Annotated in this window: 16 protein-coding genes; 6 read left to right on the top strand and 10 right to left on the bottom strand. The window is 48.1% G+C overall.

Annotated elements, in window-relative coordinates:
• The 7 genes from ACKFKF_RS30100 to ACKFKF_RS30070 form a co-directional block, all read right to left on the bottom strand.
• Positions 1 to 1,196: NACHT domain-containing protein (locus ACKFKF_RS30100; protein ID WP_446871058.1), on the bottom strand; the 1,196-nt coding region annotated here is incomplete at its 3' end.
• A 1-nt stretch (position 1,197) separates the two neighbouring features.
• On the bottom strand, positions 1,198 to 1,608 hold the full coding sequence (locus tag ACKFKF_RS30095) for a hypothetical protein (protein ID WP_446857033.1): 411 nt from the start codon (positions 1,606 to 1,608) through the stop codon (positions 1,198 to 1,200).
• 600 nt (positions 1,609 to 2,208) lie between these two features.
• Positions 2,209 to 4,980, bottom strand: coding sequence for a malto-oligosyltrehalose synthase (gene treY / locus ACKFKF_RS30090; RefSeq protein WP_446871057.1), 2,772 nt, complete (start codon positions 4,978 to 4,980; stop codon positions 2,209 to 2,211).
• A 106-nt stretch (positions 4,981 to 5,086) separates the two neighbouring features.
• Positions 5,087 to 5,875, bottom strand: coding sequence for a transglutaminase domain-containing protein (locus ACKFKF_RS30085; RefSeq protein WP_446871056.1), 789 nt, complete (start codon positions 5,873 to 5,875; stop codon positions 5,087 to 5,089).
• Positions 5,876 to 6,345: 470 nt separating this feature from the next.
• Positions 6,346 to 6,693 carry a hypothetical protein gene (locus tag ACKFKF_RS30080; RefSeq protein ID WP_446871055.1) on the bottom strand — a complete coding sequence of 116 codons (348 nt, stop codon included), beginning with the start codon at positions 6,691 to 6,693 and terminating at the stop codon, positions 6,346 to 6,348.
• A gap of 26 nt (positions 6,694 to 6,719) precedes the next feature.
• Positions 6,720 to 7,133: a hypothetical protein gene (locus ACKFKF_RS30075; RefSeq protein WP_446871054.1), complete on the bottom strand. Its 414-nt coding sequence runs from the start codon at positions 7,131 to 7,133 to the stop codon at positions 6,720 to 6,722.
• 366 nt (positions 7,134 to 7,499) lie between these two features.
• Positions 7,500 to 8,084, bottom strand: a complete 585-nt coding sequence (locus ACKFKF_RS30070) for a hypothetical protein (RefSeq protein WP_446871053.1) — start codon at positions 8,082 to 8,084, stop codon at positions 7,500 to 7,502.
• A 363-nt stretch (positions 8,085 to 8,447) separates the two neighbouring features.
• On the opposite strand from ACKFKF_RS30070, the gene glmS reads away from it, so the two are divergent.
• Together glmS and ACKFKF_RS30060 are read left to right on the top strand one after the other, a co-directional pair.
• Positions 8,448 to 10,364, top strand: coding sequence for a glutamine--fructose-6-phosphate transaminase (isomerizing) (glmS, locus tag ACKFKF_RS30065; RefSeq protein ID WP_446857026.1), 1,917 nt, complete (start codon positions 8,448 to 8,450; stop codon positions 10,362 to 10,364).
• Between the two features lie 53 nt (positions 10,365 to 10,417).
• On the top strand, positions 10,418 to 10,981 hold the full coding sequence (locus ACKFKF_RS30060; protein WP_446871052.1) for a Uma2 family endonuclease: 564 nt from the start codon (positions 10,418 to 10,420) through the stop codon (positions 10,979 to 10,981).
• Between the two features lie 351 nt (positions 10,982 to 11,332).
• Here ACKFKF_RS30060 and ACKFKF_RS30055 read toward each other — a convergent pair whose 3' ends face one another.
• Both ACKFKF_RS30055 and ACKFKF_RS30050 read right to left on the bottom strand, forming a co-directional pair.
• Positions 11,333 to 11,704 (bottom strand): hypothetical protein, encoded by a 372-nt coding sequence (locus tag ACKFKF_RS30055; RefSeq protein WP_446871051.1) that lies wholly within the window; start codon positions 11,702 to 11,704, stop codon positions 11,333 to 11,335.
• A gap of 27 nt (positions 11,705 to 11,731) precedes the next feature.
• Entirely contained in the window at positions 11,732 to 11,908 is a 177-nt protein-coding gene (locus ACKFKF_RS30050) for a hypothetical protein (RefSeq protein WP_446871050.1), read from the bottom strand.
• Positions 11,909 to 12,116: 208 nt separating this feature from the next.
• Here ACKFKF_RS30050 and ACKFKF_RS30045 point away from each other — a divergent pair, with 208 nt between their 5' ends.
• The 3 genes from ACKFKF_RS30045 to ACKFKF_RS30035 all read left to right on the top strand — a co-directional run bounded on the left by ACKFKF_RS30045 (position 12,117) and on the right by ACKFKF_RS30035 (position 15,554).
• Positions 12,117 to 12,338 (top strand): hypothetical protein, encoded by a 222-nt coding sequence (locus ACKFKF_RS30045; RefSeq protein ID WP_446871049.1) that lies wholly within the window; start codon positions 12,117 to 12,119, stop codon positions 12,336 to 12,338.
• Positions 12,335 to 12,505 carry a hypothetical protein gene (locus tag ACKFKF_RS30040; RefSeq protein WP_446871048.1) on the top strand — a complete coding sequence of 57 codons (171 nt, stop codon included), beginning with the start codon at positions 12,335 to 12,337 and terminating at the stop codon, positions 12,503 to 12,505. The genes ACKFKF_RS30045 and ACKFKF_RS30040 overlap by 4 nt, the downstream gene beginning before the upstream one ends.
• A gap of 223 nt (positions 12,506 to 12,728) precedes the next feature.
• Positions 12,729 to 15,554, top strand: coding sequence for a COR domain-containing protein (locus ACKFKF_RS30035; RefSeq protein ID WP_446871047.1), 2,826 nt, complete (start codon positions 12,729 to 12,731; stop codon positions 15,552 to 15,554).
• Between the two features lie 16 nt (positions 15,555 to 15,570).
• On the opposite strand, the gene ACKFKF_RS30030 is transcribed toward ACKFKF_RS30035, so the two are convergent.
• A complete protein-coding gene (locus tag ACKFKF_RS30030; protein WP_446871046.1) occupies positions 15,571 to 16,482 on the bottom strand; it encodes a Uma2 family endonuclease in 912 nt (303 codons plus the stop codon).
• Positions 16,483 to 16,503: 21 nt separating this feature from the next.
• On the opposite strand from ACKFKF_RS30030, the gene ACKFKF_RS30025 reads away from it, so the two are divergent.
• Positions 16,504 to 16,653, top strand: a complete 150-nt coding sequence (locus ACKFKF_RS30025) for a hypothetical protein (protein ID WP_446871045.1) — start codon at positions 16,504 to 16,506, stop codon at positions 16,651 to 16,653.
• Positions 16,654 to 16,803: the final 150 nt, after the last annotated feature.

Genomic DNA, 16,803 nt, shown 5'->3' with positions numbered 1-16,803 from the left:
ATCAGCCCATAAATCAGCCCACTTATCAGCCCATAAATCAGCCCATAAATCAGCCGATAAGCCCATTTCTGAGGCTTGCCCTGCAACCAAAAAGGCTGCATCTTCTCAATCAGAAACTCCGTTTCTGAATCTTTTTGCAACTGCCGCGCCAAACAAGTTAACCATCGTTGCGTTTGTTGATCTGTCGGAGGTTTGCGTTTTCGATAGGCGCTACTTTCCAGGTCGGTGTGTAGCATTCGGATCACATAGGCATCTAACAAAAGCGCCAGACGTGCCTGAGTTGAGGGTGCCTTTTGCCATTGTTCTAGAGCAATTTCGCCATAAGCCAAGATGGTAATGCTCAAAAATAGCGGTTTTCTCACTAATTCCAGCAACGCTGCATCGTCTTGCAACATTTGCCAGAGTTCAGGGTTATTCACTTCACCTAAATAATTCTGAATTTGCTCATTGGTCAGGTCTGTTAAGCAAATTGCACCATTCAGATGTAGTTGAGTCTGATAGGTTTCATACTCCTCTCGCCGACTACAGACCACCAAATCAGAAGGTCGATCGTCGCTTCCCAACAATCGATTAATCGCAGTCACACAGGACGCTTGATGCTCCGGCTTGACCTCATCCAATCCATCCAATAGCGGTAAAAGCAGCTTGTCTTCGATCCATTTTTTGCCGATGTCGATGCGAACCCCATACTTTGACTTGAGTTCTGCAATCAGCCAGTCTTTCATCTCCTGTTTTGGGTCTTTCCACGCCGACAGCGCAAAGATCACCGGAATCGGAGCCGCAGAATCGTCGATCGCTCTCTCCACCAATCCTTTTGCCAAATCCAGCAGCGTCGTCGTTTTCCCCGCACCCGGATCGCCCAAGATCAAAAGTCTGCCTGAAATGTCACTTCGCTCAAACACCTCCAAAATTTCTGTCCCCGGCGGCAACGGCTGACTCGGCAACGCGCCAATTTTGATCTCGGCACTGAGCGGATTCCTCACCTGCTGGGGTTGGATCTGCTTGTCCAGATTGATTAGCACCGCATTATGCAGCGATTGACTCAACCGAGAAGTTACCTCATCCGCCATTGCCCTGAGCAATATGGATTCACTGCGCGATCGCTCCACCCGTCGATCTCCAGGAAGAATCACATTCCCCTGAACAGTCTCGAAGTTAATTTGATCGCGCCCTCGATTGTCGTATTGTCGTCCCATTCTATGAACCGCCAATTTTGGGATCGCCTTGAATCGTTTCGATATTGATTTGATCGCGTCCGTAGTTGTTATATTTGCGGCTGGAGTTAGACTGATTCTGAATATTCGTAATCTGTTGCGCGAGTTGCTGAATTTCGGTCGCAAATGCCGGATCTTCGGTCATCTCAAGATCCAAATATTTCGCAGCTTTCTCGATCGCTGCCGCTGTCCCCTGCTGCTCAACCTCACTCAAAGCGGTAATGGCCCGATCGTTGCCCTTAAATTTAGCTTGAATGCGATCGCGTAGATGTTTAACTTGATCAATTGCACCACTCAAAGACTTTTTGGCAAGTTCTCCCGCACCAGACTTGATAAATTCGTCGAAGGCTAACTTGGCGATCGCCGCTGCCGTAAAAGATGCTGGGTCTAACATAGGACAATTGACACCTTACTCTGTACTTTTATATCCTAACCAGCAAAACTTTTAGGAAAACTCCGAGTAGCGCGATCGAGAACATCACCGTTGCAGCGTAAAGTGCGGTAGCTTCGCTTCACGACGTGTCCGTTCCTGTTTGAACCTGGAAAGTTCTCGCTTAAAACAACGTGAATTCGATGAGATCTCTCGCTGCGGTTACAAATCCGAGCAGCCCCCTAAATCCCCCAATTTTGGGGGACTTTGAACGAGAAATCTTGTCCGAAAGTCCCCCAAAATTGGTAGGGCTGATTCATTCTGATTAAGGGAAAATCAAGGAAACCCAAAACCCTGATTCTTTCATTTGGATGGTTCTTAGCAACTAATGAGGGAATCGGCTGTTCGCTTTTCTCTCCCTAGAATAAATCAACCCTACCCCAAAATTGGGGGGTTGGGGGGCAGAAGCGCTCAATAACGAAGCGGAAAAACTCCATCGAATTCACGTTAAAACAGCAAAACTGGAGTCCGAAGCGCGATCGTTTTAGCTTGGCTGGCGGTTCAAACCGCGCCTACAAGAACGAAGTCTGCGAAGGCAGACTAAGAAGGCGTTTTAACCCAGAATCAGTCTTCGTTGACCAAAAGTGCAACTGGGAAGTGTTGTAGAACTTGTGTAATTTCTATGTTTTTTCCAGATTCTAAGGACTGTCCAGAAATAACATCTTTCCAATTAGCTGATGCGGGAAGTTGAATATAAGTATCTTGCCAAACAGACCCGATCGGGGGCTTTCCTGGCTCAGTCACATCCGTCAAAAAGCGAGGCACGATCGTCACTGCATAGTGATCTGCAAACTTTCTAGCAAATGCAATAACATAATCTTTGAATCTTCCTGTCACTTCCAATGGCAAATAATCACCTTGTTGAAAAAGTTCTAAATAATCCTTTCTAGCTTGTAGTGCTTGGAAGGTGAGAAATAACTTAATTCTGCCATCTTGACGAGTATCGAGTAGGTCAGAAAGCAAGGCTGGAAGGTCTTTTGTGGCGCGTGATTTGAGCTCTTTTAAGAGCGATCGTCGCTGCTCAAAATCCACCGGACGACGGTTATCTGGGTCAACTAAACTCAATTCCCAAAGTTCAACACCCTGATAAAAATCGGGAACACCAGGAGCCGTAATCTTTAATAAAGTTTGTGACAGAGAATTGAAGATTCCATAGTCAGCCACCTTTTGCTGAAAAGGAATGAACTTTTGTAGAAACTCATTCTGTTCAGAAGGCTCTAAAACCGATTCTACAAAACGAGTGAAGGCAGTCTCGTATTCAGTATTGTTGGTTAACCAGGTGGTATTAACCTTTGCCTCTCGAATCGCTTTGACAATATATTCTTTGAGGCGATCGACTAAATCAGTTTGTCCAGTTTGATCAAAAGGAAAGGCACCTACCAGCGTTTGATAAAAGAAATATTCGTCGTTGCGATCGGGCGTCTCTAATCCGTCAAGCTTTGTTTTTTGAGACTGATTGAGTGTCATCCAGACGTTAACCTGCTGCGCCCATTCCTCCGGAATCTCAGAGAGAACATTAATTCTGGCTCGCATATCTTCCCCGCGCTTGGTGTCGTGAGTCGCAGTTGCATTCATGGTATGAATCCATCTTGCCTGATGCGCTTGATTGAAGGTATGAAAGTCAGCGATCGCAACGCCAAAATGACTGGGATTTCCACCCACTTCGTTCAATGAAATCAGACGGTTGTAGACATATAAAACGGTGTCCTCAACGCCTTTTGCCATCAATGGCCCCGTGTATTGCTGTATTCGCATTACAAAGTAAAGCCACTGCTCTTTTTGGGCTGGCGTGAGTGAATTGTCGTAGTTCAGTAATAAGAGTTTTTCAATAAAGTTTAATTCATGAACCAGCAGCGGAAGGTTTGTTCGCGCTCCTTGAATGACATCTTGAATGTAGGCGCGATCGACCTCACCAATTCCCTGTTGATTGACGTAGGTTCTGTAAATGGGAAAGAGAATGAGAATCTCAGCGATCGCGGTTTCTAATCCATAGATTGTAAAATCGTTGCTAAAGCGATAGCGATTAGAAATGTTCTTCAACAGATGAGCAAGATTCGCTAAGTCGCCCCGCAGATCTTTATCCAAAATGAGTCGCTTCTTTTCACGCACCAGTTGCGAATAATCAAACTCTAAACCTACGATGTCAGCATAGATTTTGGTCAGCGCGTCTTGATTATCTTGTTTGCAAAAGATGCCGTTTACATAATTCAAGAAGTCGTAACCAGAAGTGCCTTGAATCTGCCAATCGGGTAAGGTTTCTTTGAGTTCTAAGATCTTCTCGATCGTAATGTAGACATCTCCCATCTTCTCCCTCAGTCGCTCTAAATATTGAGCTGGATCAGAAAGTCCATCAATGTGATCGATTCTCAAACCTGTAAACTTCTGTTCTTGAACTAACTTACTAATAGCAGCATGGCTCTTCTCAAAAGTTTGCAGGTTTTCTACTCTAACTGAAATGAGTTCGTTAACCGCAAAAAACCTTCGATAGTTAATGCTCTCAGAGGCCGTCTTCCAATAAGCAAGTCGAAAAAACTGTTCGTGAAGTAACTCGTCTAAATCGTCAAAGCTTTCGGAATTGCCTTTTTCACCATTGAGAACTTCAAGATTTTGATCCAAAAACTCCTGGATGTCTGAATCACTTTGATATAACTCCCAAAGAATTCCTTTAGCAAAACTGCTTTGTTCTTGGCGTGCGACTGATGAGACATTTTCAATGATATAAAGCACTCCTATCAGCTTGATCAGAGATGCATTTTCTTTACCTAACTTTTGAGTCAAGCTTTCGAGATCAGGTCGAATAAAATGACGATAAGACTCTAACCGAATTGGTAGCTTCAAACTTCCATAGACAACCTTGAGACTGCCCTGTTCATACTCAAGCTGAAGGTCACCTCGCTCTAAACAATCTCCATAAAAATCTCCTAACAGTGGGGCGAGAACGCGATCGCCATCATCTCCAAAAGGAGCATTCCAGGCAATATCAAAATACTCAAAATATTCCGAAGTAGAGCCATGCTCAAAAACATCCATCAGCAGCCGATTGTGACTGCTATAGGCCATATGATTGGGGACAATATCCTGTAGCCAACCCAACTGATGAGACTGAACCTTATTGACTAACGCCTCAAATTCTTCGACAGTACCTAGTTCAGGATTGATCTGATTGGGGTCAATGACATCATATCCATGAGTACTGCCTTGATTAGCTGCAAAGATTGGCGAAGCGTAGAGATCAGAAATCCCTAATTCGACTAGATATTCAATAATCTGACTGGCTGAGTTAAACCCAAAAGCACCTGTAAACTGAAGCCTGTAAGTTGAGACTGGAATATGCATTTTCAGCTTCTCCTGGAAGGCACTTAAGGAAATAAAAATAGCGTGCTAATTATTTCTACCATTAAGCTCTACAAACAATCATCTCCCCAAGGTTAAATAGACGGGTCTAACTTGAAGTAGATTCACTCACCCAAACTTTCATCTCGTTTAGCTCGATCGCTCCAAACTGGGTAGCCAGTGCGACATCTGCGGCATCTCGACCATAAGCGATCGCAATGCGATTTCCCCGTGCTTCTTTTTGGGTTGCGTCAAAGGTGTACCAACGATCGCCCACAAAGGCTTCAAACCAGGCGTGTAGATCCATTGGGTCAAGTTGATATAAATAGCCCACCACCATACGAGCGGGAATATTCAAACTGCGACAAAGGCTCATTCCTAAATGGGTAAAGTCTCGACAGACCCCCACTTGTTTTTCTGCGGTTTCACTAGCTGAAGTGGATGCATCACTGGTGCCATAGCGATATTCAACATTCTCTTGTATCCACCGCCGAATCGCTTCTACTTGATCATATCCAGGGGTTTGATCTCCAACAATTTTGAGTGCCAAACTGCCTAACTTATCTGATTCACAATAGCGACTGGGTAATAGAAACCGAATCACCTCATCGGGCAAATTCTCTGCCGGGACATAGGGCGCGCCGGGGGCAACGTCGATCGTATCTGCCGTCTCAACACTCGAAACGGTGCGGATGTGAAATCGTCCGGGTGGCGCGACTAATCGTTGACACAAGTTGCCATAGCTATCGGTGTACTCGGTAATCAGAACGCTCGGCTCTAACAAATAGTCTTCTCGAAACACCCACTGACCCAGCCCGCTGCGAGGTCTCAACATCAAAATCAGAGGGGTTGGCGCACTTGCCGTATAAACTAGCTCACATCCAGCATCCAGGCGCATTGCAGTCTCCTAAAATCTTCTAGCCGCCACCTTATTTCTAGCATTAGAGAATGATTTGAGCAGAAGCGACTTAGGAATGAGAATTAAATAACTTCGACAATTGTAGAGTTTCGGATCGCCCTCCTCACAAAGTGGGGCGAAGCCCTCGCCAACCCTTCTTCCTAAGAAGGAGGCTAGAGTCTAGTTCCCTCTCTTTGGGGCTACCGTGTACACACAAGTTGATTGATCCGTCATTGCCGAGACCCTTCGCCCCCTAAATCCCCCACAAGTGGGGGACTTTGAGCTGTCGTCATGGCTTTGAACTTTGGAAATCTTTCCTTTGTCAAAGTCCCCCAGAATGGGGGATTTAGGGGGCTGAAGCCGATGAAACGAAGCGATTCCGGACTTGTGTGTACACGGTAGCTCTTTGAGGAGAGGGCTAGGGTGAGGGTGAAATCTCGGAGTTATTTAATCCACGATCCTTAGAGAGATCATTCCCGCGGCAGACTTTGGGAGATACGGGGCTTTAAGACAAGTGTCAAGTTAGATCCCTCTTCTTGAATGTTCTGTTCGATGTCTGCCACCTCCTGCAAGTCGTGAATTATTCGTTTGAGAAGTTTTTGACCGAGTTCGATCGAGTGCAATTCTCTCCGCCGAAGTTTAACTTTAGTTCTCACCCAACTGCCTGCTTTAAGGCTGCGCTCTGCCCAATCAATCCATGCCTCATAGTCATGCAAACTCATGTTGTGGTGCACGCTACGCTCAAATATTTGTACTGTGCTAGGTTCATTGTCAAAGTCATCGTCTTCATACTGCAACCTGTCTATGCTCTCTGACATTGTATTTTCCTTAGTTAACTAAAGTTCTAGTTTTGGTAGCAGTACTCGTTGGTATTGGGCCGATTTATAAACAACAGTCCATTAGGTTTATCACTCCTGCTAACATGACGAAAAAGAATTTTTAAGTTGCCGCCCTGACGAATAAAGTTGTGGCAAGTGGGGGATGGAGTCCAAATCTTTAAGGCCAGTTCAGGCGTGAGCGTTTGCATTGGTTCGGGGCGGTTGAGACGAATTTCTTTGCTGCTGCGAAATTGAATAACTGTGTTAGCGGTATTGAATTCAAAGACTCCAGAACTATCTACCTGTAAGTCACTCACATCTTGCCAGTGGTTGTTAAATGCGTTTCTAAAAACTTGACGATGACTTTTTTGCTGACTGAGCGATCGCAAGATACCTCCACTTCCAGCGATCAACCCTACAATAATTAAAACTGCGTGCATTAAAGAGATAACTTTACTCATAGAACGACTGTCGAATTGGAACTGCTGTGAACAACTTCATAAACGTGTAGATGCCATACCTAAACCCGCAAATTGCTGTAGAGAACTCAGGTTATGCTTCACATCAGAAGGAAGAATTTTCGGAAGTTTGGCTCATTTTCAAAGCTTTAGAGTGCCTTACAAAACTGGCGTTTTCCCAGCTTGGCAGTTCAAGCCGCCGCCACAAGAACAAAATCCGCCTTCGCGAATTAATAAAACTCTGCATAAATCTAGCTACGAGGCAGACTTCGTTCTTTTAGGCGTGCCAGCCTTGACCTCTAGTAAATTGGGGTTTAGAACTTTTGTCAGTCAATCACGAGGCCGCATTTACACCCTTAAATGCTTTTGAATAAACCACCCTTTTAAGGCACTGCCAAATGCAACTAAAAGAAGCAACGCAGGCAGCATGTCAGTGCTCATTGCAATTAAAATTCCAGTAAACCCGATCGCCCATGACAAAAAGCTTCTCGCAAACCACTTGCTGGTCAGGTGATTTAGTCTCAGATAGGTTTGATAGCAATTTCGGATCAGCAAAAACTGGGCTAATCCTAAGATTGGCCCACCCAAAGCTGCTAAACACGGCAGGCTAAGGATTAGAATTAGTGCGCCTTGCCCTCTCGTATCAGCACCCATCAAGGCTAGAGAGAGATCATGCGATAGCATCACGAGAACCCCAGTTGTAGTGGTTGTCAAGAACCATCGATATGCAAATTGCTGATCTCGAAATTTCCAGAATAACAAGACTCCTTGTAGTACTCCCAGTGGGAGCCAATAAGCTAGATAGACAGCGATCGAGATCCAAATATCAGGATATCCCGGATACCAAGACAGTCGATAAAACCAAAGCACACTTGCGATCAGGCTCACACATCCAGGACTAATTAAACTCCATAAGATGACAAATCTATTCATGATTACTTTGAGTTTTACATTAGGATTTTTACATTAAGAATGTGGAGCTATCCGCGATCGCTCTGTTCTAACACACCCTACGCAAGGGTCGGTTTTATTCAAGTCTCATTCCTTAGTAGATTTTTGTGTTCTCACCTCAACCTGGACTAGTGATCAAAATGATCAAACTTACTAATCGTTAGCTGTGTGTGAAACAAAAGTGTAAAGAAGCTGAGAGTGAGTGGGATGTTTCTAATTCCTTTAAGCAGCCACCCGGTAGAAGCTCCGTTGCAAATTATCTGTCCTTCAGTCTGGTATCTTGCACAAACTCAGGCTAAATTAGCGGAGAACGTCACGATCCGATTCTTTAAGGAGTGAACTCATATGTGCGGAATTGTCGGCTACATCGGAACCCAGGCAGCCAGCGGCATTTTGCTCGAAGGGTTACGCAAACTAGAGTATCGAGGCTATGACTCTGCCGGGATTGCGACCGTTTTGGAGGGTGAAATTCACTGTGTCCGCGCCAAGGGCAAGCTGATTAATCTCGAAGAAAAACTGGCTGGCGAAGACAACCCTGCTCGCATCGGCATCGCTCACACTCGATGGGCAACCCACGGCAAGCCCGAAGAATATAACGCCCACCCCCACATGGATACCGATCAGCGCATCGCAGTCATCCAAAACGGCATCATCGAAAACTATCGAGACCTGCGCGAAGACCTCAAAAGCCGAGGCTGCCAATTTCGCTCTGACACCGACACCGAAGTCATTCCCCACCTGATCGCCGAACAACTCGCCCTCTCTAAACAGGACTCTTCACTCCTCGCTCCTCACTCCTCACTCCTCGAAGCCGTCCGCCTGGTGGTGAATCAACTGCACGGGGCGTTTGCGATCGCCGTCATTTCTGCCGACCATCCCGATGAATTAATCGTCGCCCGTCAACAGGCTCCCGTCGTTCTGGGATTTGGGCAAGGAGAATTTTACTGCGCGTCCGATACGCCTGCTTTGGTGCCTTACACCCGTGCCGTTTTGCCGCTTGAGAATGGTGAAATCGCCCGTATGACTCCGCTCGGCGTTGAGATCTACAGCTTTGACGGGCACAGACTCAAAAAAAATCCCCGTACGCTCAACTGGAACCCGGTCATGGTCGAGAAACAGGGCTTCAAACACTTCATGCTCAAAGAAATCTACGAGCAGCCGGGAGTCGTGAGAGCCTGTCTAGAAGCCTACTTTGATGGAGATTGGACAGCCGCCGATGCCGCTATTAATAAACCGCCCGTCACTCTGGGATTAGCCGATCGCTTGCTCGATAACCTGGGACACATTCAAATCGTCGCCTGTGGCACAAGCTGGCACGCAGGACTGGTCGGGAAATATCTGCTCGAACAACTGGCTGGCGTGTCTACAACCGTTCATTACGCTTCAGAATGTCGCTATGCGCCCGCCCCGATCGTGCCCAACACCCTGACGATCGGAGTCACCCAATCTGGCGAAACTGCTGACACCTTAGCCGCGCTAGAAATGGAGAAGAAGCGGCGATCGACCTTTGCTCCCGATTCGGGTCTAGAAGCTCGTCTACTCGGCATCACCAACCGTCCCGAAAGTTCGCTGGGTCACTTGATCCCCAATATCATTGACACCCATGCGGGCATCGAGATCGGCGTTGCGGCTACTAAAACATTTGTGGCTCAAGTGATGGCATTTTATGCGCTGGCATTGGATCTCACCTATCGCCGTCAAGCCAAATCACCCGCAGAACTGGAAACCCTGCTCGTCGGATTGCGTCAGCTTCCTGCTCAGATGGAGATCGTTCTCGAAAGCCAGGAGCGCTACATCGAACAGTTAGCCCACGACTTTGCAGAGACTCAAGACTTTATTTTCTTGGGACGAGGCATCAACTTTCCGATCGCTCTCGAAGGGGCCCTCAAGCTCAAAGAAATCAGCTACATCCACGCCGAAGGCTATCCAGCGGGTGAAATGAAACACGGCCCGATCGCCCTATTGGATGCCAAAGTGCCCGTGGTGACGATCGCGATGCCCGGAACGGTTTACGAAAAGGTTCTCTCTAATGCCCAAGAAGCCAGGGCGCGAGATGCTCGATTGATTGGGGTGACTCCGATGGATGAGCAAGAAGCGGCTGACACGTTTGACACGTTGATTCCGGTGCCCCATGTGGATGAGGTGCTGTCTCCCATTCTGACGGTGATTCCACTTCAACTGCTGGCTTATCACATTGCAGCGCGACGCGGCTTGGATGTCGATCAGCCTCGTAACCTGGCTAAGAGCGTTACGGTTGAGTAGTGTTGATTGAATAGTGTCGATTAAACAGTGTTGATTTTGAAGGCTAACTGCTTATGAATCCTGCGATCGCCCTTCGGCAAATTTCGGTGCAAGATTATCACCGCATGTCAGAGGCTGGAATTTTGCACCCAGATGAGCGCGTTGAGTTGTTAGAAGGTCAAATTATTAAGATGGCAGCGAAAGGAACTGCTCATCGTGCCGCAGTTAGCCGAGTTAACCATCTGTTGAAGGAGCGTTTGGGCGATCGGGTTTTGATTTGTCTGCAAGATCCGATCCGGCTTGACGATTATTCTGAACCAGAACCCGATGTAGCGGTGGTGCGTCCTGATCCGCTGTATTACGAAGATCACCATCCCACACCTGCTGAAGTTTTTCTGCTAATTGAGGTGGCAGATACGGGCCTGAAGTTTGACTGCGAGACGAAGGCTCTGGCGTATGGTCGCTCAGGCATTGCGGACTATTGGGTGTTGGATGTGAACGATCGTAAGCTGCATGTGTTTCGGATGCCCAATGCAACGGGCTATCAAAGCGAAACAATTTTGTCAGAAGCGTTGACTATTGCACCTCTAGCGTTTCCAGACTGTCTGATTGTGGTTAAAGAACTGCTGCGATCGTGAAGGGTTTCTAGAAGAGAATTGCTTTCCCGTCTGGGGCTTGGATGGGTGAGAGCGAGGGAACTTTGAACTTCGGCTCCCCCAGAATTGGGGGTTGGGGGGCGGTTCGCCAGGATTTATCGAATTCACCTTAATATCAGGTCAGTTCGATGAGAGTAACTCGCTTCGTTTCAATCGGCTTCAGCCCCCTAAATCCCCCAAAATTGGGGGACTTTGACCAAGAAAAAGTTTCAGAGTTCAAAGAAATTACGCTGATTCAAAGTCCTCCAGAATGGGGGATTTAGGGGCGACTCCCTCAGCAACGAAGCGAAAAAATCTGTTGAACTGACTTTGATATCAGATAAGCCCAATCTGCTAGTTAGCAGCGGCAGCTTTTTGGCGGGTGGGGCGTTTGCGGTCTGATTTCTTTTTTAACCCAACGGCTTGTGCTTCGTTGCTGTCTGCACCAAATTGTCCTCGCACCACATCTTTCATGGCCAACACTGCGTTGTGAAAGTCCCATTCTGCGAGACGGGCGGCATCGGCGGCGGCGCGATAGAGGGCAAGTTGTTCGGTTTCGGCTTGCTGGGATGCCAGCATTGCTTGATAGGTTTGCTGTAGGGCCTGGGGGGTGGCTTCTGGGCGTTTGGTGCTGTAGTCGCGAATGGTGTTGAAGCCGTTGAGTGAGTCAACATCCTGGTTGAGCGATTGGTTGGGTAGACGACGGCTAGTGTTTTGGGGTGACATGGATTTTCTCCGTAGTAAATGATGAGTTTATTGTGCCCAATAGAACTGTTTTGTTAACGAAGCTACGGATCTTTGTGCCATGTCAATGCTGCGGGGTGCGATCGCTTTGTCAGCCGAAACAATGTCAATGTGAGTGAACACGATCGCTTTGTCAGCAAAAACAATTGATGGGTGTGGGATGACAATGCCATTGTGAGCAAGCACAAAGCCAAAGAGGGTTAACGCATTAGCGTTGTGAGCCGTGACAATTTAATGTTGAGCGGTGACAATTGAGTGGGGAAGGATGACAACTCAAAGAAGTGCGATCGCGCCCTCTGCCCCATATTCTTCACTCGATTTCCCATTACCATAAACTCAACGAATCTTCTTTTCTAATCGCTTTGAAAAATGCAGAGCGCTAAGTTGTATAGACATGGAACGACTGATGATGGATGCGACACCAGTAATTACACTTGATCAGCTTGCAGGAATCTCGATTGAAGAATTTCTGGGTAGGGCGCTGCAAGAAGGCACCCTCACCGTGCAGTTTCCAGATGGGGAGGCGGTGACCATACAACCTAAGCCAAAATTGCAGCCATTGCCTGTGTTAGAAGGCCATGTGCCAAAAGGTTGGAAAGATGAGATTTACCCATGAGTACAACAGATTGGGTGTTTTTAGATGCAGGACTTTTTATTGGTGCATTGCTGAGTGGCGATTCGCGTCATGCTGAAGCCCGTCCAATTGTCGAGGCGGCTCGGCGAGGAGAGTTTGCTGCCTGCACATCGGTAGGAGTGTTGGCTTTGCTGCAAATTATCGATTAACGGCTCGCCGAATTCATGACGCAAGGCACGCTGCAACAGCATTAGTTGCGGGAGTGCGACAAGTTTATACCTATGACGTTGATGATTGGCAGGTCTTTCAACCTGATGGGATCGTCATCGTAGATCCGAAGTTTAGGACTTCCATCGGTGATTGATCACCGTCTCACCCTTCATCCCTTATTCTCTCCCTTCACTCTTTCTCTACCCCGTTTGCTTCCCGTCCATGAACCAGGCAGAACTACTCGAAATCATTGACCATGCTGCCCAAACCAAACAGACGAAGTTAGATCTTTCTGGCAAAGGTTTAACAGAACTCCCCGCTGAACTCTGGCAACTCACGAATCTGACGTGGCTTTCCCTCAGCGAAAATCAACTGAGTGCGGTGCCAAAGGAGTTGGGGCAATTGTCCAATTTGACAGTTCTTTGCCTCTTCCAAAATCAACTGACAGCGGTGCCAAAGGAGTTGGGTCAACTGTCCAATCTGACAGCGCTTCACCTTGCCAGCAATCAACTGGTTGCGGTGCCAAAAGAAGTGGGTCAGCTGTCCAATCTGACTCGGCTTTATCTCCACGACAATCAACTGACTGTAGTGCCAAAAGAAGTGGGTCAATTGTCCAATCTGACAGAGCTTTACCTCTACGACAATCAACTGACTGTAGTGCCAAAAGAAGTGGGTCAATTGTCCAATCTGACAGTTCTTTACCTCTTCCAAAATCAACTGACAGCGGTGCCGAAGGAATTGGGTCAACTGTCCAATCTGGTAGTGCTTCCCCTCCATAACAATCCCTTAACGTTTCCCCCACCAGAGGTTGTGGAGCAGGGCACCGCCGCAATTTTGGCGTATCTACGGGAAGATCTAACCGAACAGTGGATTTCTAAACTGTTGGTCGTCGGACAGGGACAGATCGGTAAAACAGAACTGTTGAGAGGGCTGCAAGGCGAACCCTTTGATCCCCAACTCAACACCACCCACGGCATTGCCATTCGTCCGCTCCCATTGGCTCACCCAGTCAAAACAAATGTCACGATGACCTTGAATACCTGGGATTTTGGCGGTCAAGACATCTACCACGCCACCCATCAGTTTTTTCTCACCAACCGTTCCCTGTTTCTGCTAGTCTGGAGCGCCCGTGCAGGATGGGAACCTTGCAGGCTAATTTACTGGCTCAAAACCATTCGCGCCAACGCTCCCGACTCCCCCATTTTACTTGTCGCCACCCACGTCGAAGAAGGAAGGGATGCTGATTTACCCCTCAGCGAACTGCAACAACAGTTTCCCCAAATTATCGGACAGTGTGAAATCAGCAACCGCGATCGCACAGGCTTTGAGCATTTGCGACAGACCATTACAAACGCAGCCGCACAACTTCCATTAATGGGCGAACTCTGGCCCTCTACCTGGCTCAACACTGCCAATGCCATTCGCGCCGTTAGCCAAAAATACACGACTCCTCAAAAGTTGTGGAAATTGATGACCCGCCATCAGGTAGAAGCCTTCAGCCAGCAAGTCTTAGGGCGATGGCTCCACGAACTCGGAGATATTCTCTTCTTTCAAGACAACGACGACCTCAACGATTTCGTCATCTTCAAACCCCAATGGGTGACAGAACACATCAGCCGAGTTTTGGAATCAGACGAAGTAATCCGTCGCAATGGCATCTTCACCCGCCCCTGTATGGATCAACTCTGGAAAGATCTCGATGCACCGATCCGCGACCACTTTCTACGGCTCATGGAGCGCTTTGACCTCTCCTACCGCACCCTCGAAAACAAAGACATCAGCCTGATTGTCGAACGGCTCCCCTTTGAGCCACCCGACTACGAACCGATGTGGAACGCCAAACACCAAGAACCCAACTGCAAAGAAATCTCGATGAAGTTTCAACTCAGTGAAGTCTTACCCGGCATTCCCACCTGGTTTATCGCCCGTCAACACCGTTTCACGATCGACCAAAGCGAACGACGCGGCATCCACTGGCGTACTGGAGTCTTGTTTCGGGACACCGAACAAAAGCATTTGGCCTTGACCAAAATTGGACGAGACGATCGCACCAACGCCGAATATCTACAACTCACCGTGCGCGGTGCCATGCCCCACAGTTTCTTCGATCTCCTAAAAGAAGGCATCGAACTCACCCTACGCCGCTACCCCGGTTTACAAATCACTCGCTTGATTCCCTGCCCAGACCCCACTCATGTCAGTTGCACCCACGAATTTGACTACGCCAATCTGGTTAAGCGACTGGAACGCACCCCGCCCAAAGAAGCGATCGAATGTCCGTCTTGTCTAGAGGACATTTCCGTTAACCGACTGCTATTTGGCTTGCACTGGACAACCCAGGATGCCGTTCTAGCGAGATTAGACAAAATCCAGGAAGGACAATCCGAGTTACGAGAACTGGTACAAAGTCAATTCCTGCGGCAATTTCGACAACAACAAAAACTGATCGAATCCCACTGTCCCAATGTATTTGTCTTGCGCCCCGACGATCGTTCTCGTCTCAAAAAAGCCTGGGAACAAGAACTCGGTACGCAACGCATCAATCTGCAACTGTACTGCCAGATGCCCGGATGTATGCACCCCACCCTTGACCCCGACGGCCCCCAAAAGCCCTGCGGACTCTACCCCATCGACGAACCCCAAAAATGGCTCAAAGCGATCGCCCCCTACTACCGCCGCATGGTCGGAGTTCTCAAATTTGCCACCCCACTCATCGGCCCTTGGCTGGGCGTAATCGAAGCCAAAGACTACGAAGCCATGTTCAAAAGCGACATTGACCTGGCAAAAGAACTATCCGGCAAACTCCCAACCCTCAAAACAGGCGATCTCGACGACATCGACACCGCACTAGGAAGCGATTACCCCGAAAGGGGAACAGCCTCACCTCGTCCCCTGGAAACTCTAGACGGGTCTGCCCTGCGTGCCCTACGCCAACTGCTAGAACAAAAAGATCCCAGCAAACAATGGGGCAACCTCAAAAAAGTCCTCACCCCAGAAGGCGATTACCTCTGGCTCTGCGAACACCACGCCCGATCGTTTCATCCCTGAAACCAGACGTTCCTTTCTACAACTCTTCACTGGTTAATCGCTTGATCGTAACCTCAGAGAGTCTCGTCAGTTGGGCGACTTGAGCGATCGTCATGCCGGACTGTATCAAGTTCAACACCACTTGTTTTAGCTGTGTCTCCGCTTCGAGGGCGCGTTGTCGTTCCTGTTCAGCTTGTTGTCGTTCGTATTCAGCATCGGTCAAAACCCAATCGCCCTGCTCGTCATACCAGCGCAGCCACAGGCGATCTCTTCGAGATACCCGCAAGGGGTCGATGCCTTCAAAGCTGCCTTGCCAGAGACCCAATCCTAGTTTGATTTCGGGAATCCAGAGGCGATCGCTCTCAACAGATTGTTCTTGATAATGTCCGCCTGTCAGTTGAAAGAAGCGTAGTTGATTGGTGTAGCGGCTAAAAACAATGTAGTAAGGAACGCGCAAAATCTTTTCGTACACATCCCATTTGCGAGGTGGCTTTTCTGACATGGGCTGTCCGTTGGCAGATTCCAAAACGATTGAGGTTTCGGATGGTTCAGGGGAAGCATTCTCGCCGAGGTCTTCTTTTTCGGTGCTAGGTGATAGTAGCTCAACAACGACAAAAGGATGGACGGCTTCTTGCCAGACCACATAGCTAGAACGCATATCGTGACCATCATACAGACGCGGCACGTCTAGCACTAAAAACCAGTCGGGGCGCTTGTGCCATTGGAGGTGACGAGCATCGTAGTAAAGATTGAGGTTGGTGCCTGTAAAAGTGCGATCGCTGGCATAATCAACCAACCGCAAAGTGCGACTCAAAAGCTGGGGCTGGAGGTCATGAAATGCGTCGGGCAATCCGGGTTCCTCTGGGTCTTCACTGGGCAGATCATACATCGTCGGCAGGGTCTCTCTGGGCGACAAGGGCGGATCAGGTTGAAAGACGAAGGGATGCATAAGGCGGCAAACGACAGGGCGATGACTTCTATTTTGCACGAAGGCTGGCGGTTAAAACCGCACCTATTAGAACGAAGTCTGCCTTGTAGTTTAGAAAAGGTGGCAGGTATATTGAATGCTTTCAAATACTTCATTACCGCCACATTAGGAATTTTCTGGCGAGAGATCTAATCGTCTTAGTCGATTGCAAACAAACATCTTCTAGTAAAGTACTCGCAATTCGATCCCCCCTAGCCCCCTTTAAAAAGCTACGGTGTATACACAAGCCTATACTCACTTCGTTCTAGTCGGCTTCAGCCCCCTAAATCCCCCATTCTGGGG

Source organism: Phormidesmis sp. 146-12 (genome assembly GCF_052939495.1).
This window is presented reverse-complemented; position numbering and strand designations above follow the sequence as displayed.